22 protein-coding genes are annotated in these 24,012 nt (G+C 70.0%); 9 read left to right on the top strand and 13 right to left on the bottom strand.

Annotated elements, in window-relative coordinates; genetic code table 11:
- Positions 1-260 precede the first annotated feature (260 nt).
- From GKO32_RS09175 to GKO32_RS09165, 3 genes are all read left to right on the top strand, one after another.
- Positions 261-1,343 carry an AAA family ATPase gene (locus GKO32_RS09175; protein WP_312867708.1) on the top strand — a complete coding sequence of 361 codons (1,083 nt, stop codon included), beginning with the start codon at positions 261-263 and terminating at the stop codon, positions 1,341-1,343.
- Between the two features lie 6 nt (positions 1,344-1,349).
- The gene (locus GKO32_RS09170) at positions 1,350-2,624 is read left to right on the top strand and encodes a DUF58 domain-containing protein (protein WP_154756346.1); all 1,275 of its coding nucleotides are present in this window, start codon (positions 1,350-1,352) and stop codon (positions 2,622-2,624) included.
- Positions 2,625-2,707: 83 nt separating this feature from the next.
- A complete protein-coding gene (locus GKO32_RS09165; protein ID WP_246243357.1) occupies positions 2,708-5,059 on the top strand; it encodes a transglutaminase TgpA family protein in 2,352 nt (783 codons plus the stop codon).
- Between the two features lie 54 nt (positions 5,060-5,113).
- On the opposite strand, the gene GKO32_RS09160 is transcribed toward GKO32_RS09165, so the two are convergent.
- The 3 genes from GKO32_RS09160 to GKO32_RS09150 all read right to left on the bottom strand — a co-directional run bounded on the left by GKO32_RS09160 (position 5,114) and on the right by GKO32_RS09150 (position 7,761).
- A complete protein-coding gene (locus tag GKO32_RS09160) occupies positions 5,114-5,497 on the bottom strand; it encodes an SCO2097 family morphological protein (protein WP_154756344.1) in 384 nt (127 codons plus the stop codon).
- Positions 5,498-5,680: 183 nt separating this feature from the next.
- Positions 5,681-6,946: a DNA polymerase IV gene (gene dinB / locus GKO32_RS09155; RefSeq protein WP_154756343.1), complete on the bottom strand. Its 1,266-nt coding sequence runs from the start codon at positions 6,944-6,946 to the stop codon at positions 5,681-5,683.
- A gap of 68 nt (positions 6,947-7,014) precedes the next feature.
- Complete coding sequence (locus tag GKO32_RS09150; RefSeq protein ID WP_154756342.1) at positions 7,015-7,761, bottom strand: methyltransferase domain-containing protein; 747 nt, start codon at positions 7,759-7,761, stop codon at positions 7,015-7,017.
- Between the two features lie 103 nt (positions 7,762-7,864).
- Here GKO32_RS09150 and GKO32_RS09145 point away from each other — a divergent pair, with 103 nt between their 5' ends.
- The 4 genes from GKO32_RS09145 (at position 7,865) to GKO32_RS09130 (ending at position 11,777) form a co-directional block, all read left to right on the top strand.
- Positions 7,865-8,734 carry a ParA family protein gene (locus tag GKO32_RS09145; protein WP_312867707.1) on the top strand — a complete coding sequence of 290 codons (870 nt, stop codon included), beginning with the start codon at positions 7,865-7,867 and terminating at the stop codon, positions 8,732-8,734.
- Positions 8,721-9,524 (top strand): DNA-formamidopyrimidine glycosylase family protein, encoded by an 804-nt coding sequence (locus GKO32_RS09140; protein WP_154756340.1) that lies wholly within the window; start codon positions 8,721-8,723, stop codon positions 9,522-9,524. Before GKO32_RS09145 ends, GKO32_RS09140 begins: the two co-directional genes overlap by 14 nt.
- 658 nt (positions 9,525-10,182) lie before the next feature.
- Complete coding sequence (locus tag GKO32_RS09135; RefSeq protein WP_166459451.1) at positions 10,183-10,749, top strand: GNAT family N-acetyltransferase; 567 nt, start codon at positions 10,183-10,185, stop codon at positions 10,747-10,749.
- A gap of 2 nt (positions 10,750-10,751) precedes the next feature.
- The gene (locus GKO32_RS09130) at positions 10,752-11,777 is read left to right on the top strand and encodes a quinone-dependent dihydroorotate dehydrogenase (protein WP_312867706.1); all 1,026 of its coding nucleotides are present in this window, start codon (positions 10,752-10,754) and stop codon (positions 11,775-11,777) included.
- On the opposite strand, the gene GKO32_RS38860 is transcribed toward GKO32_RS09130, so the two are convergent.
- The 7 genes from GKO32_RS38860 to rimO all read right to left on the bottom strand — a co-directional run bounded on the left by GKO32_RS38860 (position 11,749) and on the right by rimO (position 18,027).
- Positions 11,749-12,090 (bottom strand): allophanate hydrolase-related protein, encoded by a 342-nt coding sequence (locus GKO32_RS38860; protein WP_376765938.1) that lies wholly within the window; start codon positions 12,088-12,090, stop codon positions 11,749-11,751. The genes GKO32_RS09130 and GKO32_RS38860 overlap by 29 nt on opposite strands.
- A gap of 965 nt (positions 12,091-13,055) precedes the next feature.
- Positions 13,056-13,949 (bottom strand): phage shock envelope stress response protein PspM, encoded by an 894-nt coding sequence (gene pspM, locus GKO32_RS09120; RefSeq protein WP_154756338.1) that lies wholly within the window; start codon positions 13,947-13,949, stop codon positions 13,056-13,058.
- Between the two features lie 11 nt (positions 13,950-13,960).
- Positions 13,961-14,794 carry a PspA/IM30 family protein gene (locus GKO32_RS09115; protein WP_154756375.1) on the bottom strand — a complete coding sequence of 278 codons (834 nt, stop codon included), beginning with the start codon at positions 14,792-14,794 and terminating at the stop codon, positions 13,961-13,963.
- Between the two features lie 245 nt (positions 14,795-15,039).
- The gene (locus tag GKO32_RS09110; RefSeq protein WP_154756337.1) at positions 15,040-15,477 is read right to left on the bottom strand and encodes a helix-turn-helix domain-containing protein; all 438 of its coding nucleotides are present in this window, start codon (positions 15,475-15,477) and stop codon (positions 15,040-15,042) included.
- 95 nt (positions 15,478-15,572) lie between these two features.
- Entirely contained in the window at positions 15,573-16,037 is a 465-nt protein-coding gene (locus GKO32_RS09105) for a CinA family protein (RefSeq protein ID WP_154756336.1), read from the bottom strand.
- The gene (gene pgsA, locus GKO32_RS09100) at positions 16,034-16,630 is read right to left on the bottom strand and encodes a CDP-diacylglycerol--glycerol-3-phosphate 3-phosphatidyltransferase (RefSeq protein ID WP_154756335.1); all 597 of its coding nucleotides are present in this window, start codon (positions 16,628-16,630) and stop codon (positions 16,034-16,036) included. Before pgsA ends, GKO32_RS09105 begins: the two co-directional genes overlap by 4 nt.
- Complete coding sequence (gene rimO / locus GKO32_RS09095; protein WP_312867705.1) at positions 16,627-18,027, bottom strand: 30S ribosomal protein S12 methylthiotransferase RimO; 1,401 nt, start codon at positions 18,025-18,027, stop codon at positions 16,627-16,629. The genes pgsA and rimO overlap by 4 nt, the downstream gene beginning before the upstream one ends.
- A gap of 73 nt (positions 18,028-18,100) precedes the next feature.
- On the opposite strand from rimO, the gene GKO32_RS09090 reads away from it, so the two are divergent.
- Positions 18,101-18,613, top strand: coding sequence for an amino-acid N-acetyltransferase (locus GKO32_RS09090; protein ID WP_312867704.1), 513 nt, complete (start codon positions 18,101-18,103; stop codon positions 18,611-18,613).
- A gap of 2 nt (positions 18,614-18,615) precedes the next feature.
- Here the strand turns inward: GKO32_RS09090 and GKO32_RS09085 are convergent, their stop codons facing one another.
- The 3 genes from GKO32_RS09085 to GKO32_RS09075 form a co-directional block, all read right to left on the bottom strand.
- Entirely contained in the window at positions 18,616-19,125 is a 510-nt protein-coding gene (locus GKO32_RS09085; protein ID WP_312867703.1) for an RloB family protein, read from the bottom strand.
- 62 nt (positions 19,126-19,187) lie between these two features.
- Entirely contained in the window at positions 19,188-20,444 is a 1,257-nt protein-coding gene (locus GKO32_RS09080) for an AAA family ATPase (protein WP_154756331.1), read from the bottom strand.
- A gap of 156 nt (positions 20,445-20,600) precedes the next feature.
- Positions 20,601-23,090 (bottom strand): DNA translocase FtsK, encoded by a 2,490-nt coding sequence (locus GKO32_RS09075; RefSeq protein WP_154756330.1) that lies wholly within the window; start codon positions 23,088-23,090, stop codon positions 20,601-20,603.
- A 96-nt stretch (positions 23,091-23,186) separates the two neighbouring features.
- Here GKO32_RS09075 and GKO32_RS09070 point away from each other — a divergent pair, with 96 nt between their 5' ends.
- On the top strand, positions 23,187-23,996 hold the full coding sequence (locus GKO32_RS09070) for a lysophospholipid acyltransferase family protein (protein ID WP_154756329.1): 810 nt from the start codon (positions 23,187-23,189) through the stop codon (positions 23,994-23,996).
- Positions 23,997-24,012 lie beyond the last annotated feature (16 nt).

Here is a 24,012-nt window from a genome sequence, read left to right as displayed (position 1 = left end):
AGGGGAGCCCCGCGCGGGTTCGGCGGCCGATCGGGGGTTCGGGTGGTGGGAAGTGGGGATCAATGTCGAGGGCTCCCGCACGAGATTGGCGCAGGTTTGACACACTTGATGGCAGGCTGGATGTCAGCCGAGCAGCTTCACCAGGCTCGAAAAGATCGCCGGAACCCGGCTGTGAGACGGTTGCGCGCCACCAACTCACCAGGTGGCCTCCGGACCGTTCCGGATCGAGCACGTAACAGGCTTCACCACCAGGAGGTCGAGTGACGTCGAGGACACAGCCCGCGACGCCTGGCGAATACACCGGCGAGCAGGGCTCACCGGGACAAGCGCCGTACTACCCGCAAGCGGCGCCCGCCCTCAACGGGCACGCCTCACTCGACGAGTTACACGAGACGATGCGCCGCATCGCCGGCAACGTGGAACGCGTGCTCGTCGGCAAGCCCGACGTCGTGCGCGTCGCGCTCGTCACGCTGCTCGCCGAGGGCCATCTGCTGGTCGAGGACGTGCCCGGGGTCGGCAAGACGTCGCTGGCCAAGGCGCTCGCCCGGTCCATCGACTGCACCGTCAGCCGCATCCAGTTCACGCCCGACCTGCTGCCCAGCGACGTCACCGGGGTGTCGATCTACAACCGGCAGACCGGCGACTTCGAGTTCCGGCCAGGCCCGGTGTTCGCGAACATCGTGGTCGGGGACGAGATCAACCGTGCCTCACCGAAGACGCAGTCGGCGCTCCTGGAATGCATGGAGGAGCAGCAGGTCACGGTCGACACCACGACCTACACCCTCGACGACCCGTTCATGGTCATCGCGACGCAGAACCCGATCGAGATGGAGGGCACCTACGCCCTGCCGGAGGCGCAGCGTGACCGGTTCACCGCGCGCGTTTCGATCGGCTACCCCGACCAGCAGGCCGAACTGGCGATGGTCGACGAGCACTCGGGCCACAACCCGCTGCGGGAACTGGAGCCGGTGTCGGACGCGGCGACCGTGATGCGGTTGATCCGCCAGGTGCGCGCGGTGCACATCGCGCCCGAGGTGCGCCGCTACGCCGTGGATGTGGTCGCCGCGACCCGCCAGGTACCGGAGATCCGGCTCGGCGCGTCCCCACGGTCGACCCTGCAGTTCGTGCGGGCCGCCCGAGCGCAGGCGGCGTTGTCGGGCCGGGACTTCGTGGTCCCCGACGACCTGCACGCGGTGGCGATCCCGGTGCTCGCGCACCGGCTGGTGCTGACCACCGAGGCCCATGCCGCGCGCCGTTCGGCCACCGACGTGGTGCGGTCGGTGCTGCACCGGGTGCCGGTGCCGCAGGGCGGTCCCGCGCTCAACGGCCAACCCCGCCGGTAGCCGGCGATGCTGCGGTCGCTGTCGGGGCTGACCACACGGGGCCGGTGCCTGCTCGCCGCCGGGGTCGCGGCCGCGGTGTGTGCGGTGGTGCTCAACGAGCGCGACCTGCTGCGTGTCGCGGTGTTCGTGGTGGCGCTGCCGTTGGTGGTCGCGTTGTTCATCGCGGCGTCGCGGGTGCGGATCGGCGCGTCCCGGCGGATGCTGCCGGACCGGGTCGCCGCCGGGTCCGCAGGCGAGGTCGAACTTGCCTTGTGGCGCAACGGGAAACTGCCCGCCGGCGAGGTGCTCCTCGAGGACGGTGTGCCGTACGCGCTCGGGTCGCGGCCGCGGTTCGTCGTGGAGCGGCTGCCGAACGGGAAAGTAGTGGCGCTGCGGTACCCGATCCAGCCGATGCTGCGGGGGATCCAGCAGATCGGCCCGCTGCGCGCGACGCTGACCGACCCGTTCGGGCTGTGCGAGTTCGACCGGGAGCTCATCGGGCACACCCGGCTGGTCGTGGTGCCCAGGGTCGTCGGGTTTCGGGGGCTGCCCAACGGCAGCGGGCTCGGTGCGGGTGAGGACGGCAGCGCCCGGTTGCACGCGGGCCAGGGTGAGACGGACGTGATCGTGCGGCAGTACCGCCAGGGCGATGATCTGCGGAAGGTGCACTGGCGCTCGACGGCGCGGCGAGACGAGATGATGGTGCGGGTCGAGGAACGCCCGTGGCGTGGCGGCACGACGGTGTTGCTGGACCACCGGGCGGCCGCGCATCACGGCACCGGCCCGGGGGCGAGCCTGGAGTGGGCGGTGTCCTTGGCCGCCAGCGTGTGCCTGCATGTGCGCAAGGCCGGGCACCGGGTGCGGCTGGTCACCGAGCACGGCAAGGTGCTGGCCGACGCGCCGGGCGATGGCGGGGAGGGTTACGACAACGTCATCCTGGACGCGCTGGCCGCGCTGCAGCCCGCCCATCAGCGGGACCTGACGACCGGCCATGACCCGGCCCAGGGGCGGGAGCTGATCGCGATCCTCGGCACGGTGAGCAACGATGCGGTGAACGAGCTGGCGAGGTTCCGGCCGCGCGGCACCCGCAGTCTCGCGGTGCTGCTGGACACCCCGGCGTTCGCGAGCGGAGTGACCGCGCCGGACAAGCGGGCCGCCGCCACGGAGGAGTCGGCCGCCCTGCTGCGCGCCGCGGGCTGGGGCGTCGTGATCGCGGACCCGGCCACGCCGATGCCCCAGGTATGGGCGGAACTATGCCGCACAACCGCCGGCAACGGCGCCCTCATCGGCGGTGCGCCATGATCGGAACGCTGCCTCGCGCCACTTCCGGTGGCGCAGCACAGCCTGAGGCGCGCGCGACTGCGCCAAAGCCCGCCGCGCCTGGAATGGCGCCGCACCACCGGGCCCAGCCACTGACCGGTCAGCAGCACACCATCGCCGTGCTCGGCACCACACCCGCGGCCCGAACGACGCCGCACCCCTGCACCCAGTCACCGGCCGGTCAGCAGCGCACCGCCACCCCGGTCGTCGGGCTGGCCCAGCTCGTCGTGCTCCTGTTGCTGATCACCGGGGTGTTCACCGGCACCGGCATCCTCTCGATCATCCCGGGCCCGGCCGCGTTCTCCGAGCTGAACGATGTGCTGCTCGCCGCGTTCGATCAGATCCGCACCGGGCTGCCACCGGTCGACCCGACCCCGCCGATCCTGTGCCTGGTCACCATCGCGATCGGCATGGTCGCGGTGCTCGTCGACACCCTCGCGGTCGCCGCGTCCGCCCCCGCCGCGACCGGGCTGGTACTGCTGTGCGTGTACGCGGTCCCGGCCTCTCTTTCCGACTCGATGCTGCCGTGGTGGACGTTCCTGCTCGGCGCGTCCGCGTTCGCCGGGCTGCTCGCGGTCGACGGCAATCACCGGCACCGCCGCTGGCGCAACCGGGACGCACCCGGCCTCGGCACCTCGCCGGCGACCGCTGCCGCGCCGGTCGCCGTCGTCGCGCTCGCCTTGGTGTGCGGGTTGCTGGCCGGCTCCGTGATCACCGCTGTCGGCACAGTCGGACGGCTGCCCGGCAGCGGTCACAACGGGCAGGGTTCAGGCTCCGGCGGTCTCGGCGTCAACCCGTTCACGTCGCTGCGCGGCATGCTCGACCAGGGCAATGCGGTCGACCTGTTCCGCGTGCGGGGTCTCGGTAACGACAAGCGCCTGCTGCGGGCGTTCACGTTGGACACCTACCGGCCCAACCAAGGCTGGAGCCTGCCGGACGGGCCGATGCCGGCCGGGTATCCGGCGAACCAGACGCTGCCGGCCGCCCCCGGTGACGACGGGGACGGCGAGTCCCGCCAGATCCAGATCGAGCCGGTGAACTGGGTGGACGTGTGGCTGCCGGTGTACGGCCAGCTGCGCGGTCTCCAAGGTGTGATGCCCGGCTGGTACTACGACCCGGCCAGCGGCGCGGTGTTCAGCGAGCGCAAACAGCATGTGCAGCCCTACACCGAGGCCGCCTCGCTGGCCGAGCCGTCGAGGGCCCAGCTGGCGGCCGTGTCCCGCGCCCCGCAGGCCCCGCCCGCCTACAGCCAGATCAGCGGCGTCGACCCGCGCGTGGTCGCGCTGACCCAGCAGCTCACCGCCAACGCGGCGACCCCGTTCGACAAGGCCAACGCGATCTGGCGGTACTTCACCGCCGAGAACGGTTTCACCTACGACACGCGGACGGCCGCGGCCACCGATTCCGACGCGCTCGCCGACTTCCTGCTCAAGGGCAAGCGCGGATTCTGCGAACAGTTCGCGTCGGCGATGGCGGTCATGCTGCGGGTACTGCACCTGCCGTCGCGAGTGGCGGTGGGGTTCACCACCGGTTACGCCGACGGCGACTACCGCATGATCACCTCACAGGACGCGCACGCCTGGGTCGAGGTGTACTTCGGGAGCGAGCTCGGCTGGGTGAGCTTCGACCCGACGCCCCGCTCGGACGGGCGCGGCTACGTGCCGCCGTACCTGGAGTCAACGGGCACGCCGACCGGTCCGTCCTCTTCGGACAGTCAGGAAGTGCCGAGCGTCTCGACCACGCACGTCGCGCCGAGCGGTGCGCCGAGCGCGCAGGGCGAGGCGGCCGGCTCGGGCGACGGTACGCAGGCGGCGCCGGGTTCGGCACCGGACTGGACCGGCTGGATCGCACTCGGGATCGTGCTGGTGGCGATCGGGCTGACGGCCGCGGCGTTCTTCGGCGCCCGGCTCGCCCGCAACCGGATCCGCTGGCTGCCGCTCGCCGCGGCCGGGGCGTGGCTGCTGGCGGTGTTGCTGAGCGCGTGGCTGATCCACTGGTCGCTCTCGCTGGTGTTGCTCGTGCTCGCCGCGGTGGCGCTGGCGCCCGCGATCGTGCGGGAGATCCACCGGCGCCGGCGCTGGCAGGCGATCACGTCACGTGATCCGGGCGCGGCCGACGCGGCGTGGGCGGAACTGCTCGACGAGTGCGCGGATCGCGGGCTGCCGATCCCGCCGTCGGACACGGTGCGGGTGGCGGCGCAGAAGGTGGCGCAGCAGCATCATCTGGACCAGACCGGTCAGGAGAGCCTGCGCACCGTGGTCGGGGTGGTGGAGCGGTCGTGGTACTCGCCTGACGACGGTGAGGACCCGCGATTCGTCCCGGCCTTCGAAGGCGTGCGGGAAAGCTTGCGACGCAACGCACCCATGTCGTGGCGAGGCCGACTGTTCCCGCGCTCGGTCTTCCGCCGGAAGAAGTAGCGCGAACGATCAGGTCCTGCCTGCAACCCCGGCAGGCAGGACCTGATCGTTCGGTTACTGGTCTTCGAAGCGCTGGCGGAAGCGTTCTTCCATGCGCTGGGTGAAGGAGCTTTTCGCCTTCGGCTGCCCGCTCTGGGCACCCTTGGCGCCCGCCGGGCCGCGTCCGCCCATCACGGCGAGCACCACGCCGAAGAACATCACCAGGAACCCGAGCACACTCGCAAGGGGAATCTCGGCGACCCACAGCGCCCGCACCATCACGCCCACCACGAGCAGCGCGACTCCGATGACGAACAGCGCGATCCCCTGGATTCGGCGGCGGCGCGCGGGCCGGCGGAACCGGGCCCCCCGTACCGTTGATGCGAACTTGGGGTCCTCGGCATAGAGCTCGCGCTCGATCTGATCGAGCAGCCGCTGCTCATGCTCGGAGAGTGGCATGCTTTCCTCCTCCGGCACAGCTGTCACGGGCGCCGGGCCGCGCAACGTCCTGGACCCAACAATCACACCCCGACCGGGGTGTCTCCCGTCCAGGATACGAGTCCCGCGCTCGGACGACTACCCGATCTCACCGGGAAGCTGTGCCCCGTTCGGTTCCTTGTGTCGTTCGTGCAAGCTCACCTGTCACGTCGGGCCTTGGCGCTGCGGTTCAGCCGGGCCCGGCGCCAGCAGTGATGCCGGCCGGATGGCCGCGGCGCCGAACTTCGATCGGGCGACGTCGGCCGCGACCTCGGCGTCACGCCAGCGCGCCCCGCCCGCCTCGAACGCCAGCTGCTCGGGCGTGTCGGCTCCGGACAGTCCCTCGACCCGTACGCCGAGTAACCGGATTTCGGCGCCCGAAACCGCTTCGGTCAGCAAGGCGACCGCCGTCGAGTGGATCACCCGCGCGACGTCGGTGGCCGAAGCGAGAGTCCGGGCCCGGGTGATCGTGCGGAAGTCGGCGAAGCGGACCTTGATCGACACCGTCCGGCCGCGCACCTGCCGTGACCGGAGACTGGCCGCGACGCGCTCGGACAGCCGCAGCAGCTCCCGCTCCAGCAACCGGCGGTCGCGCTGATCGGTATCGAAGGTGTGCTCGGCGCCGATCGACTTGTCGGGGCTGTCGGTGACCACGGCACGGTCGTCGCGGCCGTTGGCGAGCGCGTGCAGATGCTCGGCCGCGGCGTTGCCGACCGCGCGGCGCAGCCGGGGCAACGGTGCGGCGGCGACCTCCGCGATCGTAGTGAGCCCGAGGCGCCGCAGGCTTTCCTCGGTGCGCTTGCCGACGCCCCACAGCGCCGAGATCGGGAGCGGGTGCAGGAATGCCAGGGTTTCGGCCACCGGCACCACGACGACGCCGTCCGGTTTCGCCATCCCGGACGCGAGCTTCGCGACGAACTTGACCCCGGCGACGCCGACCGAGCAGGTGATGCCGTGCTCGGCCCGTACCCGTTCGCGGACCAGCTCGGCCAGCTCCACCGGGGTTGCCTTGAGGCGGCGCAGCGCTCCGCTGACGTCGAGGAACGCCTCGTCGAGGCTCATCGGCTCGACGAGCGGGGTCAGCTCACGGAAGATCGCCATCACGCCACGGGAAACCTCGCCGTAGAGGCCGTGGGTCGGCGGGAGGAACACCGCGTGCGGGCACAGCCGCCGCGCGACCGACGCCGGCATCGCGGCATGCACGCCGAACTCGCGCGCCGGGTAGTTCGCCGACGTGACCACCGAGCGCGGCCCGCTACCCGCCACGATCACGGGCTTGTCCGCCAGCTCCGGCCGGGTGCGCAACTCGACCGCAGCGAAGAAGGCGTCCATGTCCACATGCAGCAGACCGCAGCCCACGTCATCCGGCGCCCGCTGCGGCGACACCCGGAATCGCTCATGCCCGGCGGGCAGGGCGGAGTTTCTTCCCATCGAGGCCAGAGCCTACGGCGTGGCTACGACAGTTTCGCCGAAGGACGCGAACGCGCCGGCGCCCCGCGTCACTGGGCCTTGCGGGCCAGGGCGTGCAACCGCGAGGCGACGTCCCGCAACGGCGAGACCATGCTCGCCGCCGTCTCGAAATCCGTCAGTTCGTCGGCACTGTACTGGGCGGCTTCGGCTTCGCCGAGCGAATCGCTCACCACGCCGTCGCCTTGCAGGAGCGCCACCTCCAGGCCCGCGGTCTCCAGCAGCGCCTGCAAGCCCGCGCTGTCGAAACGGCGCAGCAGGTTCTCGGCCTCCTCGGGCAGGATGCCGTCGGCGCCGGTGAGCAGGTGCCGCGCCTCGCCGAGGCGTCCGCTGAGCGCCCGGTGCAGCACCGCGGCGAAGCGGTTGGCCGTCAGCACCGACACCGCACCGCCCGGGGCGACGGTCGTGGCGAGCGCCGCGACGGCCCGTGCCGGGTCGTCGACGACTTCGAGCAAACCGTGTGCCAGCACCAGGTCCGCCGATCCGGCCGGCACGCGCGCGGTGAGCGCGTCAGTGTCGTCGGCCACGACGTCGATGCGGTCGGACACGCCGGTTTCCTCCGCACGACGCCGCAGTGTGGCCAGCGCGTTCTGGTTCGGCTCGACCATGGTCACCGCGCAGCCCGCCGCGGCCAGGGGGACGGCCCACACCCCGGTCCCGCCACCGACGTCGACCACGCGCGGTTCGGCCTTGCCCTGCGCCCGGACACGCGCGACCTCGTCCTCGAGGACGCGCCACACCGCGTTCGAGCCGCGTGCCGCCCCGATCTCCGTTCGCATGGTGGGACAGCGTACTTTGCCGTCGCGCCGGCGCGCTTCCGGTCGGCCCGGTTACCCCGACAGCGGGCGCGACCGCCGAGCGCGCCCGGCTACTCTCGGGGTCGTGCACACGGTCGCCGTACTCAGCCTCAAGGGAGGCGTCGGCAAAACGACGGTCGCGCTGGGGATCGCCTCGGCCGCGATGCGCAGGGGTATCCGGGCGCTGGTGGCCGATCTCGATCCGCAGGGCAACGCCACCGCGTCACTCGACCCGCCGTTCACCGACGCGACCCTCGCCGACGTGCTGGAGACACCGGACCGGGACGTGCTCGCGCGCGCCATCGCCCCCAGCGTGTGGAGCGAGGACGTCGAAGTGCTGGTCGGCGCCGAGGAACTGGAGGCGCTCAACGAGCCCGGCCCCGACGAGCACCGCCTGATGAGCTTGTCCCGCGCGCTCGACGAGCTGCAGGACGCCCCGCCCCACGGCAAGCCGTACGACCTGGTGATCCTGGACTGCCCGCCGTCGCTGGGGCGGCTGACGAAGTCGGCGCTGGTCGCGGCGGACAGCGCGCTTCTGGTCACCGAGCCGACGATGTACGCCGTCGCCGGGGCGCAGCGGGCACTCGAGGCGATCGAGCAGATCCGCGACGAGCACAACCAGGACCTGCGCGCGGCCGGGGTGCTGGTGAACCGGCTGCGTCCGCGTTCGCACGAGCACCAGTTCCGCATCGCCGAGCTGCGCGAGTCCTTCGGCGCGCTGGTGATGCCGACCGCCATCCCCGACCGGCTCGCGATCCAGCAGGCACAGGGCGCCTGCAGCCCGATCCACGAGTGGCATTCGCCCGGCGCGCAGGAGATCGCGCTGACGTTCAACATGGTGCTGGCCAAGATCCTGCGGTCCAACCGGGCCGGCCGCCACCGCATCGACCGCGACGAGACCGCGGCCGAGACCACGGGTCCCATCGAGCCGATCCGCACCGATGCCCGAAGGTGACACCGTCTTCCTCACCGGCAAGCTGCTCGACCGCGCGCTCGCCGGAAGGACGTTGTCGCGCACCGACTTCCGCCATCCCGCACTCGCCACCGCCAACCTGACCGGCAGCAAGGTGCTGGGGGTGCGAACCGTGGGCAAGCACCTGTTCACCCGCTTCGCCGGGGAACTGAGCCTGCACAGCCACCTCAAGATGGACGGTGCGTGGGAGGTCTACCGGGCCGGCGCAAGGTGGCGGCATCCCGCGCACCACGTGCGGGTCGTGCTGGCCGACGCACAGGTGCAGGCGGTCGGTTTCCGGTTGCATGATCTCGAACTGCTGCCGACCGGCGAGGAGTCCCGGCTGGTCGGGCATCTCGGCCCGGATCTGCTGGATCCACAGTGGACAGACGAGCACACGGCGCGCGCCGTCGCCGCACTCGCCGCCGATCCCGGCCGCGAACTCGGACTCGCCTTGCTGGATCAGTCGGTCATGGCAGGTCTCGGAAACTTGTATAAATGCGAAATCTGCTTCCTGCTCCATGTCACGCCATGGGTTCCGGTGTCCGAAGTGGACAGCGGGCGGGCCGTGGCGCTGGCGCGCAAGCTGTTGCAGGCCAACGCATGGCGGCACGAGCAGGTCACCACCGGCGACCTCGCCCGTGGCCGCCGGAACTGGGTCTACGGCCGCACGAGGGCCGGCTGCCACCGCTGCGGCGGGCCGGTACGGGTCGGCACCCAGGGCACCGACGTGCACCGGCGGCCCACCTGGTACTGCCCGCGCTGCCAACGCGGACCCGCCCCCTCGCAATAAATGATGTTGCGGCGCCGCCCCGTGTCGGCATAACTTGGGCGGTACACGGGAAAGGAGGTGGTCCTGAGTTGAATATTTACAGGACTCGTGAGGTGGCTGTCCGCTAGCGGACGAAGCTGCACCAAGCTCGTGACGGCGGCAAACCGTCGCGAAGTGCCGCGCCCCCGTTGACGCCGCCGGCGCCCGGGGCCGCGACAGGACAGTGGAGGCCTGAGCGAATACCAGGCAGTCACCGGACCCCCGGCGTCCCGAGCATGGTCCGGCTCGGGCCGGCAACGGCTGACGACGTTGCCGGAGCATGCGCCGGGGGTTTCCTGTCCCCTGCCGCGGTAACGAGTGGCACGGTATTGCTCCGATCCAGTGAGTGGCCACGACTTCGACGGGATGTATGCGCGATCCTCGATAAGTCAGGTCCCCGACGGCGGAGGTGCGCTCATGAACAGCGAACAGACGGTCCCGGCTCCCGGCTGCTGCGGGAACAGCTGCGGCAGCTGCTCCGGCCCCGGCTGCGGCTGTTGCTCGGGCTGCGAATAGACCTGCTGGCAGAAAACAGATTCTGCCGTGGCTGCCGCCGGATTGGTAACGAACGGCACAGTATCGTAAGGCTCTTGCCGCAATTACCCAGGTGAACGCGGCATTGCGGGCTAGGCTGCTCCATGTGCTGCAGCCCGCATACCCCGTCAGGACGCCCCGGCTGAACCTGCGGCCGTTCGTCGCCTCGGACACCGCCGCGTTCAACGCGATCTACACCCATCCGGAGCTGGTGCGGCACCTGGCGTGTGGGCGGCTCGACCGGGCCGGTGTCCAGGCGCTACTGGCGTGCAAGGCGCAGCGCACCGGACTCACCGAGCCAGGCCAGACGCTGTCGCTGGCGATGGTGCTCGTCGACACCGGGGAGGTCGTCGGGGACGCCTCACTGGGCTGGGTGCGCGCCGAGCACGACGTCGGCGAGCTGGTCATCGTGCTGCATCCCCGGCATCAGGGCAAGGGCTACGCGGCCGAGGCCGGGATCGCAATTCTGCGGCTGGGGTTCGAAGGGCTCGACCTGCACCAGGTCTTCGGCGTGTGCGCCACCCGCGACATCGCGTCCGCCTCCCTCATGGAGGGTCTCGGCATGCAGCCCGACCCGGCGCTGCGCGAACGCGAACAGCTCGAGCGGAAGTGGCCCGACGAGCTGGTCTACTCCCTGCTGGCACTGGACTGGCGAAGCCGCGCGAAGATGTAGACGTGCTCTTCGAGAAGCTGATCCGCCCCGCGCTCTACCGGCTGTCCGGTGCCGACCCCGAAACCGTGCACGAGCGGACGGTGCGGGCATTGAGCCTGCTGCCGGAGAAACCGCCGCTGCTGCGCGGCATCTACGCCGCCGACGACCCGGCCACGGTGTTCGGCCTGCGTTTCCCCAACCGGGTGGGACTCGCCGCCGGCATGGACAAGGATGGCCGCGCTCTGCACGCGTGGCCGGCGCTCGGCTTCGGTTTCGTCGAAGTGGGCACGGTCACCCGGCTCGCCCAGCCGGGGAACCCGAGGCCGCGCCTGTTCACCCTCGCGGACAACGACGCGGTGATCAACCGGATGGGGTTCAACAACTCCGGCGCCGACGCGCTCGCGGCCCGGCTCGCCGCCCGGGGAAAACCCGCTGTGCCACTGGGTATCAGCATCGGTAAGTCCAAAGTGGTCCCACTCACCGAAGCCGTCGAGGACTACCGGTACTCGCTGCGCACGCTGTATCCGTACGCGGACTACTTCGCGGTGAACGTCAGCTCCCCCAACACACCCGGCTTGCGCGAACTGCAGGACAAGTCGGCGCTTTCCGAGCTGCTGAGCGAACTCCGGCGTACCTCGGCGGAGCTCGGCACCACCCCGCTGCTGGTGAAGGTCGCACCCGACCTGACCGACAGCGCGCTCGCCGAACTGCTCGAGGTATGCGACTCCCACGGCGTGGCCGGGGTGATCGCGACCAACACCACCTTGTCCCGCAACGGTTTGACCGGGCCGGAGGCGGCCACCGGCGCCGAGACCGGTGGCCTGTCCGGGCGCCCGCTGACCCAGCGGGCCCGCGAGGTGGTGCGGTTCATCCACACCCACACCGAAGGCAGGCTCCCGATCATCGGCGTCGGCGGTGTCCTTTGTGGACTCGACGCGCGCGGGTTGCTGGACGCGGGCGCAAGTCTCGTCCAGGTCTATACCGGTTTCGCGTTGAAAGGGCCGGGGCTGATCCGGGAGATCAACCGGACATTGGCCGGGTGGCGGTGAGGTAACGCAGGTACGCCCGCCAGTCGCCGAACTCCGTGATGTCACGGGCATCCGGCGCTGTGGGCTCGATGCAGTGCACGCCCATCGCGGTGCTGCCGTCCGCGAGTTCGATCTCCGCCATGGCCAGTGGCGCGGCCAGCCCGGACCGGAAGGAACTCAGCCCGGCCGGGGAGATCGTCCACCGTTCACCGGTGAGCGCGGCTCCTGCCGCGGCCGGGATGATGGCGGGTTCCGGCGGGCTCGCCGGCAACGCGACCATCCGGTATCGCTCGGCCGTCAGGACCTGGTCGCGAAACCGCGCGCCGAGCCGCACGAGCTGCGAGTTGAGCGGCTGGCCGCGCAGGTGCGCACCGAACACGATGAGGTGCCGGGTAGGGGTTTCTGAGCTGCTCACCGTTGAGGAAGGCGGCGATGTCGAGTGCGACCTGGTCCTCGAACGCTTTCGCGACAACGCTTATCCCCGCGACGGTGGCGACGGGCAGGCCGGGCAGTTCGGTGAGATCGCCGGTCGCCGGCAGCAGGAGCGCGTCGTAGCCGGTGAGGGTTCCGGCGGTCTCGACGCACGCACCGGCGGCGAGCAGATCCCCGGCGGCCTTGCGCAACACCGGGTCTGTGCCGGCGGAAATCGCCAGCCGGGGGCGTTCCCCGGCCGACAGCCGCACCGATGACGGCCAGCCGCAGCTGCCCGGGTCGCATGCGGTCAGTGCCTGCTGGCCCTCGCCGACGGTGCGGGCGAAGACGGTGACGCGCTCCGCCGGCTGAGCGACCGGAACGAGGCCGGGCGTCGGGCTGAGAGCCACACAGCCGGCGGGGTCGGCTGTGGTGCCGATCGCGATGTCCACCAGGCCGAGCACTACCGCGACCGCGGCCTGGCCGGTCTCGCCGAGGACGACGGCACCTGCGTCGGTCAGGAGGCGGGCGGCGGTCGCCGCGTCGACCGTGCCCTCGACGGCGGTGACCACACCCGCGAGGGGTGGCGACTCACCAGCACGGACCCGGACGTCGATGGCTTTCGCTTCGACGAGGACGTCTTCAGCGGGGCGAAGGGTGGTCCACAATTCGGGACGGCCGGCCTCGGCGATACGGTCGTATGCGGCGAGGACCTGACGGTGAGCACTGACGGGCGCCGGGGGTTGGGGCGCCGGTTCTGGGGGCAGCGGCAGCGTCTCCATCCCATTGACGGTAAGCACCGGATATTCCGGGCAACAGCGGTCTCGCGTTACACACAGGTATCGAGATGTCGCTGCGGGCTCACGGAATCCCGCGCCGACAGCCGGTTCAGGACACTTCGCGCAGCGCGATCGCCAGGCCGGCCAGACGATCGGTCGCGTCCGTCAGCGCGTCCTGCCGCAGACCACTGCCACCGGCCGCGACGGCATGGCCCGCTGCGGCGACGAGCGCCCCGTAACTGTCGAGGCCGTCGTCCAGTTGCTCGCGCAGCGTGCGAATCGCTGCGTCCAAGGCCTTGCGCTCGCCCGCCGGGGCCGAGCCACGGGCTCGTTCGATCGCCTGGATCCGGCCGGCCAGCGCACGCAACGCGGACGCCGCCTCGGCGGCCGTCGTCCGCGCCTCATCCACCGACTCATCGGGCACCATCGATATCGGGGCGGACAGTTGCCGCAGCAGCTCGGCCAGCGATGCTTCGGACTCGGCGAGCCGTTCCATCGGGACCCGGGCCGCCGAGGCCGGGCGTGGCAACGGCGGCGGCGTGGTGCTGACCGGCACCTCGGTCCGGCTCAACTGCCGCAGCCGCATCCCCGACCGGACCCCCAGCGTGCCGAACACGATCGCGCCCGCGATCCCGCCCACCGCCTCGGTCACTCCCCCGGCGCCGATCAGGCCCAGCCCCGCGGCCACCGCGTACAGGCTGAACAACAACGTCAGGATGATCCACAACGTCATCGCCCGCGAGGCCCGCCGTTTGCGGCGCTCGAGCCTCGCCGCCGGGGCGTTCCACTCTGCCCAGCGCGTCCGTGCCTCGGCGATCACCGGCACATCGGTTATCGCCGAGGGGCGCACCGGCGCCGGGCGGCGCAGCGGATTGGCACGTGCCTCGGGCGGCACGTACTTCTGCAGCTTCTCCTGGGCGCGCTGAGCGTAGTCAGGCAGGCGTTCCAGGTGCTTCTCCAGCTTCGCGGCGAATTCGCCGAAGTCCCGTCCGGCCTGCCCCATGACGGCCCCGGTCAGGCCTGGTTCTTCTGCTGCTCGGCCTGCACACGCGCCTGGATCTCACGCTGGATGTCCCCACCCTGGGACGCACCCGCCTTCGACCCATCCGTCACCTGCGCGACCGGCTCGCCCTTCATCGAAGCCCGGATCTGCTCCAGCCGCGAGTGCCCGGCCAGTTCCGTGCTGGCCGTCTGGATCTCGAGCATCCGGCCCTGGACCGAGTTCTGCGCCAGCTCCGCCGCACCCAGCGCGGTGGTGTAGCGCCGCTCGATCTTCTCGCGGACCTCGTCCAGCGACGGGGTGTTGCCCGGCGCGGCCAGCTCCGACATCTGGGTGAGCGACGCCGACACCTTCTCCTGCATCTTGGCCTGCTCGAGCTGCGAGAGCAGCTTCGTGCGCTCGGCCAGCTTCTGCTGCAACATCGTGGCGTTGCGCTCGACCGCCTGCTTGGCCTGCGCCGCCGCCTGCAGCGACTGGTCGTGCAGCGTCTTGAGATCCTCGATGCCCTGCTCGGCGGTGACCAGCTGCGTCGCGAACGCCTCGGCGGCGTTCTCGTACTGGGTCGCCTTCTGCTCGTCGCCCTTGCCGCGTGCCTCATCGGCGAGCACCAGCGCCTGCCGCGCCGAGGCCTGCAGCTTCTCGACCTCGCCCAGCTGGCGGTTCAGCTTCATCTCCAGCTGGCGCTGGTTCCCGATCACCGCCGCAGCCTGCTGCGACAGCGCCTGATGATTGCGCTGCGCGTCTTCGATGGCCTGCTGGATCTGCACCTTCGGGTCGGCGTGCTCGTCGATCTTCGACGAGAACGACGCCATCAGGTACTTCCAGGCCTTTACGAACGGGTTGGCCATCTGCTCCGCCTGCCTTCTCACGTCCCACACTGTCCAACTTGCCCGGCCCATGGGGCGCTGTACTCCCCTGTCTCCAGCAACGTCCCGGCCACGGCGTGGGTTCCATCGTGTCAGGTCAGCGCCCGCGGTTCCAGGCGACCCCGGGGGAATTCAGGGACTCCCCCGATCTCGATCTCCGGAATGACCGCGAGGCCACCTCCCGGACGTGGCATGCCCGGAAAGTGGCCTCGCGCGAAAACCGGTGACTACGCCGCGACCATCTTCGGCGCGTGGATCGTCGTGCGCAGGGCAGGGCCCATGCGCTGCGGCGAAACCCGCAGGTCCGCGAGATCGTTGCCGATCATGCCGTCCACCATTCGGCCGCCTTCGAGCTGGTCAGCGGCCTCGCGGCGCTTGGCCTCACCCTTGGCGGCCTCACCTTCGGCCATCGCCGCGACATCGACCGTGTCGAGAGCGGAGATGTCCGCGGCCACGTTGTGCAGCAGTTCGCCGAGTGGGAGCTCCAGCGCTTCACAGATGGAGGCCAGCAGCTCGCTCGAAGCTTCCTTCTGGCCCCGCTCCACCTCGGACAAGTAGCCGAGGCTCACCTTGGCGGCGCGGGAAATGTCGCGCAGCGTGCGACGTTGGTTGGTGCGGGCATGACGGAGCCGATCACCGATCGCCTCACGCAACAGCACGGTCATCACGCGCCTCCCTTCCTGGTAGCGACCACGTTACCCAGACCGGGCCTTTCTCTGCAGCGATTGACACGGTCGTACGCCAAGGGCGAACGTCTGGCTCAGGCCAGATGTTCCCTCAGTAAACCCAACGCGGCGCGGACCGATTCGGTTCGAATCCCAGCGCGGTCATCGGCAAAACGCCAGGTCCTGACCTCGCGCACGCCGGCACCGGAGAGCCCGATGTGCACCGTGCCGACGGGCTCGCCGTCCTGCGGGTCCGGCCCGGCCACGCCGGTCAGGCCCAGCCCCCAATCCGCGCCGCAGCGCTCCCGGGCGCCGATGGCGAGCTGCGCGGCGACCTCCGGGTGGACGGCGCCGTGCTCGGCCAGCAGCCCCAGATCGACGCCGGCCAGGCTCGCTTTCAGTTCGGTGGCATAGACCACCAGCCCGCCGCGGACGACCGCGCTCGAGCCGGGCACCTCGGTGAGCGTGACACAGACCAGGCCCGCGGTGAGCGATTCGGCGGTCGCGACGGTCTGGCCGAGCTCGGTCAGCCGCGCGACAACGTCACGGGCGAGGGTCATGGTGCGACCGTCCTGGCGCCGGCCGCGCGCAACCGCACGGCGCGGAACACGTAGTCGGCGCCGGTGACGACGGTGAGCACCAGCGCGATGCTCATCAGCGCCCAGCACACGGGCGCGACCGCCGCCGGCAGCGGCAGCAGGAACAGCACGATCGCCGCGATCTGGCTGAGCGTCTTGGCCTTGCCGCCGCGACTGGCCGCGATCACGCCGTAACGGATCACCCAGAACCGCAGCAGAGTCACCCCGATCTCGCGGACCGCGATCACGATCGTGATCCACCAGAACAGCTCGCCCAGCAGGCTCAGGCCGATCAGCGCGGCGCCGGTCAGCGCCTTGTCCGCGATCGGGTCGGCGATCTTGCCGAAGTCCGTGACCAGCCCGTACCGGCGGGCCACCCACCCGTCGACCTGATCGGTCAGCGACGCGATCGCGAACAGCCCCGTCGCCACGATCCGCCAGGTCGTGTCGTGACCGCCGGCGGCGAACAGCGCGATGACGAACACCGGCACCAGCACCAGCCGCGACAACGTCAGGAGGTTCGCGATGTTGATGTTGGACACCGGGGCCGGGGTCTTGTCGGGCACGGCACTCATCCGTCCGTGCGCACGGGGCGGACCAGCAGGTCGACGCCCTCGCTGTCGACCACGTGGCAGCGGATGAACTCGCCGGTGGCCACGTCACCGGCGTCGAGCACGATGCACGCACCGTCGACCTCCGGGGCCTGGTGGGCGGCGCGCCCGGACACCTCGTCGCCCGTTTCTTCGATCAGGACGTCGACCAGCTCACCGACCCGGTCCTCGGCGCGCTGCGCGGTCAGTTCCTCGACGAGCGCGGAAATCTTGGTGACCCGCTCCGCGACCAGCTCCGGGTCGACCTTCCCGTCGAAGGTCGCGGCCTCGGTGCCGTCCTCGTCGGAGTAGCCGAACACGCCCACCGCGTCGAGGCGCGCGCCGGTCAGGAAGCGCTCCAATTCGGCGACGTCCTCTTCGGTCTCGCCGGGGAAGCCGACGATGACGTTGGTGCGGATGCCCGCCGCCGGTGACAGCTCGCGGATCTGGTCGATCAGCACCAGGAACGAGTCGGTGGAACCGAACCGGCGCATCCGCCGCAACACGGCCTCGCTCGAATGCTGGAACGACAGGTCGAAATAGTCGGCGACACCCGGGGTGGTCGCGATGGTGCGGACGAGGTCCGGGCGGGTCTCCGCGGGCTGCAGGTAGGACACGCGCACCCGCTCGATGCCCTCGATCGCCGCCAGCTGCGGCAGGAGCCGCTCGAGTGCGCGGGTGCCACCGTCTTCGCGGCTGAGGTCCTTGCCGTAGGAGGTCGAGTTCTCGCTGACGAGGAACAGTTCCTTGACGCCTTCGCCCGCGAGCCAGGCGGCTTCGGCGAGGATGTCGGCAGGGCGGCGCGACACGAAGGACCCGCGGAACGACGGGATCGCGCAGAACGAGCAGCGCCGGTCGCAGCCGGAGGCGATCTTGAGGGCCGCGACCGGGCCGTCACCGAGCCGGGCGCGCGGGATCCAGCCGTGCCCGGGCACGCTGACATCCGCCGCGGCGGTGGGGCGTTCGACCGGGCTGATCGGGAGGAGCTTGCGGCGATCACCTGGGGTGTGCGACGCGATGTGCTGCCCCGAGACGATCTCGCCGAGCCGCTGCGCGAGATCCGGGTAGTGGTCGAATCCCAGCACCGCGTCGGCTTCGGGCAGGCTGTCGGCGAGCTCGGCGCCGTAGCGCTCGGCCATGCAGCCGACCGCGACCACCTTCGCGCCGGTGTCGGCGGCGGCCAGTAGCGTGTCGACCGAATCCTTCTTCGCCGATTCGACGAAGCCGCAGGTGTTGACCACCACGACATCGGATTCGCCGGGATCATCGCTCAGCTGCCAGCCTCCCGCGGCGAGGCGGCCGGCCAGCTCCTCGGAATCGACCTCGTTGCGGGCGCAGCCCAGGGTCAGCAGGGAGACACGGCGGGATTCAGCGGCAGACACGCACTCAGGGTAGCTGGCCGAAGTGGGGCAACCCACGGCGACAGGTGGCTGGCGACCCCGATACCGTCGGCCGGTGCCGCATGATCCTGCTACCCCGGTCGGCATCCGCCGCGCCCGGATCGCCGATGTCCGTCAGATCAAAGCTCTCGTGGACGCCGATGCCGGGCGAGTGCTCCTGGAAAAGGAACTCGTCACGCTGTACGAGGACGTGCAGGAGTTCTGGGTCGCCGAAGCGGGCGGCGAGGTGCTCGGCTGCGGCGCGCTGCACGTGCTGTGGGAGGACCTGGCCGAGATCCGCACAGTCGCGGTGAACAAGGCCGCACGCGGGCAGGGTATCGGGCACGCGCTGGTGCGGCGGCTCATCGAGCTGGCGAAGGAACTGGGGCTGCGGCGCATCTTCGTGCTGACCTTCGAGACGGCGTTCTTCGCCAGCCACGGTTTCCGCGAGATCGACGGAACGCCTGTGCCACAACAGGTTTACGACGAGATGCGCCGGTCGATCGACCCCGGTGTCGCGGAGTTCCTCGAGCTGCCCTACGCGAAGCCGAACACACTCGGCAACGCGCGGATGCTGCTGGAGCTGTAGCTTCAGATGATCTTCTCCACGAGGGCCCACACCCCCGTCGACGACGCGTGGTCCGGTATCGCGTCGAGATCGATCCGACGCTCTTGGCCACGTTTCACGGCCGCGTCCACACCGGCCGAAAAGTCCGGGAACCGAAGGGCGTTCTTCTGATAGTGCGGGAGGTACCGCAGCAATCGGCCGACCACCTGCTCGTAGCCGGTCAAAGGGGCCGAGCACAATTCGAAATGAAGTACCAGCCAATACTCGAAACACGGATTCGAGACGGCAAGACTGATCCGGTTGCGACGCGCCAGCGCTATCACCGGCGCCAACTCGAAGTCGTCCACGTCGAGCACGCACCGGGTTTCGTCATATGTCCGTTCGGCGAGTCCGCGCAAGGTCATCGCGTGCCGCACCACCGCCTCCGGGTCGACGCCCTTCTTCTTGACGGTGACAGTCACCGCCGAGTTGCGACGCTCACGCTTCAGGCCGTCGAAGTACGCCGGCTCCGTTGCCCGGCCACCGCAAACCACCAGTATCGATCGCCGCGGGTCACGTCGAGCAGGCCGCCTAGCGCTTTGGTTTTCCCGCCGGGTCATCGACCCAGCACGGCATCGGCGAAGTCCGTCGCACCGAGCACCGGAACGGCTCCGTAGCTGCCGGCCAGGTATCGCCGCTCGGTGTTCTGATCCTTGCGCGGCTTGAAATCGCTCAGCGGGTACAGGTCACTCGACCCGTCCCGGCGTTTTTCGACGAACCAGATCTGGTCGCGGTCCAGCACCTGATCACCCAGCATCGTGCCCAGCAGGCTGGTGTCATGAGTCGTGAAGAGGAGCTGCGCGTTGTTCGGGTTCGTTTCCTCGTCTCGAAACAGTGTCACCAATCGGGCGGTCAACAACGGATGCAGGCTGGTGTCGATTTCGTCGACCACGACCACGTGGCCTTCGTCGAGCGCTTCCAGCACTGTGGGCAGCAGCGCCAGCCAGTTTCTCGTGCCGGCGGATTCCTCGTCGAAGGTGAATTCCGCGCCGGCTGGACCATGCAGGAACTTGAGCTCCACCTCGGGGCCGAAAAAAACGTGCGCCCCCATCGCCACGTAGGCAGCGTGCGCGAGAAAGTTCCGGCGCCGGACGGATTCATCTTGCTCATCCGGGTCGTACTCCGGGGGCGGCGGGCGCGTGAACGATGGGTCATCGGCCGCGGGATCGCGCTCGTCCAAGCGAAGATCGCGAACACCCACATCCGCGGCGGCCAGCAGCGCAACGAGCCGGGCCTGGTTGCGGCTGTCCTTCGATACGAAATCCTTGATCCACTGACCGATGTCCCGCACACTGGCGTCGTCGCCGGATCGAATCACCAGGTCTGTCGCGAACCATCGATACACCGGCAACAGCGGCTCCAGGTTCACCCGGGCGCCGGCGCTCAGAAACAACGCGTTCGGCCGAGTGAGCTCCTCCATGACCTGGAGCTTACTCTTCAGTTCGGTCACGGTGCTGCCGAGTTTGATGTCGTGCCGCACGCGCTCGAAGATGACCCGTTTGCGCTTTTCCGGATAGGAATAGAGCCACTCCTCGACGATCGCGCGATCGTCGAGGCTGAAACCGTAGGTGTACCGGATTCCTTCCGTGATCAGTTCAACCACGAAAACGGACGGAATGTCGGCGCGGCCGCTCACTGGTTTGAACGGCCGCCTGGGCACGAACCCTTCGACATCCCAATGCGCGAACGAGTGCAGGACTGCCGACCGCATGAAGTTCAAACCGTCGAGGAGGTTGGACTTGCCGGAGGCGTTGCCCCCGTAGACGGCGGCGACCGGAACCACCGGGCAGGTGTCGCCAGGGGCAGCAGGCATGAGGAGCAGCTTCTGCTCGTCCCGGAATGAACGATGGTTACTCAGCCGGAAGCTTCGCAGCACGACCAAGCACCTCCCAGGCGAAGTTTCGGAACGTTCTCTGCAAGTAAACCGCACAGAACGCCTCGAAGCATCGCCTAGGGCAACTTTTCCGCCCTACTCCTCGTCCTCCGGCTCGCCGCCACCACCGCCGCCGCGGATCATGAACAGGACGCCGTCCAGCTCGTCCGGTTTGACGAGGACGTCGCGGGCCTTGGAGCCTTCCGAGGGGCCGACCACGCCGCGGCTTTCCAGCAGGTCCATCAGCCGCCCGGCTTTGGCGAAACCGACGCGCAGCTTGCGTTGCAGCATCGACGTGGAACCGAACTGTGAGGTCACCACGAGCTCCGCCGCCTGCAGCAGCACATCGAGGTCGTCGCCGATCTCCGGGTCGATCTCCTTGGCCTCGCCCGGCTTCGCCGCGGTGACACCGTCGGTGTACTCCGGCTGCGCCTGCTCCTTGGCGAAGTTCACGATCGCGGAGATCTCGTCGTCGCCGACGAACGCCCCCTGCACCCGGACCGGTTTGCCCGCCCCCATCGGCAGGTAGAGCGCGTCGCCCATGCCGATCAGCTTTTCCGCGCCCGGCTGGTCGAGGATGACCCGAGAGTCGGTCAGCGAGGATGTCGCGAACGCAAGCCGCGACGGCACGTTCGTCTTGATCAGGCCCGTCACGACGTCCACGGACGGCCGCTGCGTGGCCAGCACCAGATGGATCCCGGCCGCACGGGCTTTCTGGGTGATCCGGACGATCGCGTCCTCGACGTCACGCGGCGCGGTCATCATCAGGTCGGCCAGCTCGTCGACGATCGCCATGATGTACGGGTACGGGCGGTACTCCCGCTCGCTGCCCGGCGGCGCCGTGATGTCCCCCGAGCGCACCTTCGCGTTGAAGTCGTCGATATGGCGCACCCGGTTGGCCTGCATGTCCTGGTAGCGCTGCTCCATCTCCTCCACCAGCCAGGCGAGCGCGGCAGCCGCCTTCTTCGGCTGGGTGATGATGGGCGTGATCAGGTGCGGGATGCCTTCGTACGGGGTCAGCTCGACCATCTTCGGGTCGATCAGGATCATCCGGCATTCGTCCGGGGTCGCCCGCGCGAGCAGCGACACCAGCATCGAGTTGACGAAGCTCGACTTGCCGGAACCGGTCGACCCGGCGACCAGCAGGTGCGGCATCTTCGTCAGGTTCGCGGTGACGAAATGGCCCTCGATGTCCTTGCCGAGCCCGATGACCATCGGGTGGTTGTCCTTCGCGGCCTTCGGCGAGCGGAGCACGTCACCGAGGCGCACCATCTCGCGGTCGGAGTTGGGCACCTCGATCCCGACCGCGGACTTGCCGGGGATCGGCGCGAGCAGCCGCACATTGTCGGTCGCGACCGCGTAGGCGATGTTCTTGGTCAGCGCGGTGATCTTCTCGACCTTCACCCCGGGACCGAGCTCGACCTCGTACCGGGTGACGGTCGGGCCCCGGGTGAACCCGGTGACCTGCGCGTCGACGTTGAACTGCTCCAGCACGCCGGTGATCGCCTCGATCATGGCGTCGTTGGCCTTGCTGCGGGACTTCGGCGCGTCACCCAGCTGCAGCAGGTCCGGCGACGGGAGCCGGTAGTCGCCCTCGACGGTGCGGGTCACCGACAGGGCCGGCTCGGGCGCCTTTTTCGGTTTCTTCTCCGGGACGTCGGCGGGTTTGACCTTCGGCGGCCGGGCCGGGGTGGGCGGCTCGGCCAGCGCGGCCTCGATGTCGAGCTGCTCACCCTCGCCGCTGGCGGCCTGGCGGCGGCGCGACGGTTTGCGCAGTCGCACGGCCTTCGTGTCGGCCTCGGCGATCTGCTTCTGCTCTTCCTCGAACGCGCGCTGTTCCTCGGCCATGCGTTCGCGTTCTTCGGTGTCCAGGCCCCATTCGCGCAACGCCTGCGGAATGTCGCGGACCCGGGTACCGGTGAACACGAGAACCCCGTAGCCGAGCGCCAGGATCAGCAAGGGGGCGGCGACCCACGGGGTGACCCCGCGGGCGAGCAACCCGCCGGACAACGCGCCGAGTTGCCCGCCCGCGTACATCCGGTCGTCGTTGGCTTCCGGGCGGCGGCTGAACAGGTGCAGCAGCCCGAGCAGCGCCAATGTGACCAGCAGGGTGCCGATCACCATGCGCGGCCGGGTTTCCGGTCGCGGTTCGGAACGCATCAGCGCGATCGCGGTGACCCACAGGACGAGCGGCAAGGTGACCGATCCGGCGCCGAACACGGTGCGGGCGGCCAGTTCCAGGTACCCGCCGACCGGCCCGCCAGCGCGCCACCACACGGCGGCGGCGAGGATCAGGCCGAGTGCGATGAGGCCGAGTGCGAGGCCGTCGCGGCGATGCTCGGGCTCCAGCTCGCGGCTGCGCCCGACGGTCCTGGCCATGCCGCCCGCCCCGCGCGCCAGCAGGGTCCAGCCGCCACGGACGGCCTTGGCGAACGTGCCGCCGGACGAGCGGCGAGCCGGTGGTTTGCGTGCCGGCGACGTCCGCGCGCGCGGCTTGCTCCCCGCGCGCGATCCGCGCGCCGGGCTCTTGCTGCCGCTGCGTTTCGCCGTCGTGCTTCTCCTCGTGGTCGCCGAGCCGCCTGCCATGACTTCTACGGTAACGGCAGAAGCCCACCAGTCACATGCGCCACTCGCGGCTCAAGGCGAACTTCTTCCCCAGATGGCATCTGACATGCTCTAGCCATGGTCGCGTCTCAACACCGGCAGCACGTGCCGCCACGCCGGAGGCCACCGGCGATCTGGCGCACGATGACGACGCTGGACACCGGTCTGGTCCATCTCGTCGGGCGGCTCAAGGTGAGCGGCTTTCTGCCGCGCGAGCTGCGCGGCAGGCCACTGCTGCTCGCCGCCAACCACATCGGCGTGTTCGACGCCTTCGTGCTCATAGCCGCGTGCCAGCAGTTGGGGTTCGCGCCGCGCTTCCTGCTCGCGGGCGGGCTGCTCGACGCGCCGGTGATCGGCCCGGCACTGCGGGCCAGCGGGCACCTTCGGGTGGACCGTGGCAAGGCGAGCGCGGTCGAGCAGTTCGCCGCGGCCGTCGAGGCGATGCGCGCCACGCCGAGCCCGATCATCGTCTACCCGGAGGGCCGGATCAGCCGCGATCCCGGACTGTGGCCCGAACGCGGCAAGACCGGAGCGGCGCGGCTCGCGCTGGCGGCCGGCGTGCCCGTCGTCCCGGTCAGCCAGTGGGGTGCGCACGAGGCGGTCTACTGGGGAACCGAGAAGGTCCAGGGCATCGCGGACCTGCTGCCGCTGGCGCGCTCGGGGTTGACCGCGCCGCTGCGCCGTCCGACGTTCAAGGTGCACTTCGGGACACCGGTGGACCTGTCCACGGTGGATCCGGCGCGGCCGGGCGCGGGGATGCGCGCACACACGAAGATCATGGAGGCGATCACCGCCGGGCTGATCCCGTTGCGGGCCACGGAACCGGACCGGCCACGCTTCCACGATCCGACGCGGCCGACGGACACCGTCAGCCCGTGGCGGCCCTGATTCCAGATGCTGGGAG

The organism is Amycolatopsis pithecellobii, assembly GCF_009707865.1.
In the GTDB taxonomy this organism is placed as follows: domain Bacteria; phylum Actinomycetota; class Actinomycetes; order Mycobacteriales; family Pseudonocardiaceae; genus Amycolatopsis_E; species Amycolatopsis_E pithecellobii.
The sequence above is the reverse complement of the archived record's forward strand: the minus strand, read 5'-3'. Positions and strand labels throughout refer to the sequence as shown.

Bases quoted from the DNA above. Each gene is read 5' to 3' on its own strand.
- GKO32_RS09105 (WP_154756336.1), bottom strand. From the start codon at position 16,037: ATGACCCTCGCCCGTGACGTTGTCGCGCGGCTGACCGAGCTCGGCCAG.
- pgsA (WP_154756335.1), bottom strand. From the start codon at position 16,630: ATGAGTGCCGTGCCCGACAAGACCCCGGCCCCGGTGTCCAACATCAAC.
- GKO32_RS09160 (WP_154756344.1), bottom strand. From the start codon at position 5,497: ATGCCACTCTCCGAGCATGAGCAGCGGCTGCTCGATCAGATCGAGCGC.
- GKO32_RS09070 (WP_154756329.1), top strand. From the start codon at position 23,187: ATGGTCGCGTCTCAACACCGGCAGCACGTGCCGCCACGCCGGAGGCCA.
- GKO32_RS09115 (WP_154756375.1), bottom strand. From the start codon at position 14,794: ATGGCCAACCCGTTCGTAAAGGCCTGGAAGTACCTGATGGCGTCGTTC.
- pspM (WP_154756338.1), bottom strand. From the start codon at position 13,949: ATGGGGCAGGCCGGACGGGACTTCGGCGAATTCGCCGCGAAGCTGGAG.
- GKO32_RS09110 (WP_154756337.1), bottom strand. From the start codon at position 15,477: ATGACCGTGCTGTTGCGTGAGGCGATCGGTGATCGGCTCCGTCATGCC.
- GKO32_RS09165 (WP_246243357.1), top strand. From the start codon at position 2,708: ATGGCGCCGCACCACCGGGCCCAGCCACTGACCGGTCAGCAGCACACC.
- GKO32_RS09075 (WP_154756330.1), bottom strand. From the start codon at position 23,090: ATGGCAGGCGGCTCGGCGACCACGAGGAGAAGCACGACGGCGAAACGC.
- GKO32_RS09170 (WP_154756346.1), top strand. From the start codon at position 1,350: ATGCTGCGGTCGCTGTCGGGGCTGACCACACGGGGCCGGTGCCTGCTC.
- GKO32_RS09080 (WP_154756331.1), bottom strand. From the start codon at position 20,444: ATGCCTGCTGCCCCTGGCGACACCTGCCCGGTGGTTCCGGTCGCCGCC.
- GKO32_RS09140 (WP_154756340.1), top strand. From the start codon at position 8,721: ATGCCCGAAGGTGACACCGTCTTCCTCACCGGCAAGCTGCTCGACCGC.
- GKO32_RS09150 (WP_154756342.1), bottom strand. From the start codon at position 7,761: ATGCGAACGGAGATCGGGGCGGCACGCGGCTCGAACGCGGTGTGGCGC.
- dinB (WP_154756343.1), bottom strand. From the start codon at position 6,946: ATGGGAAGAAACTCCGCCCTGCCCGCCGGGCATGAGCGATTCCGGGTG.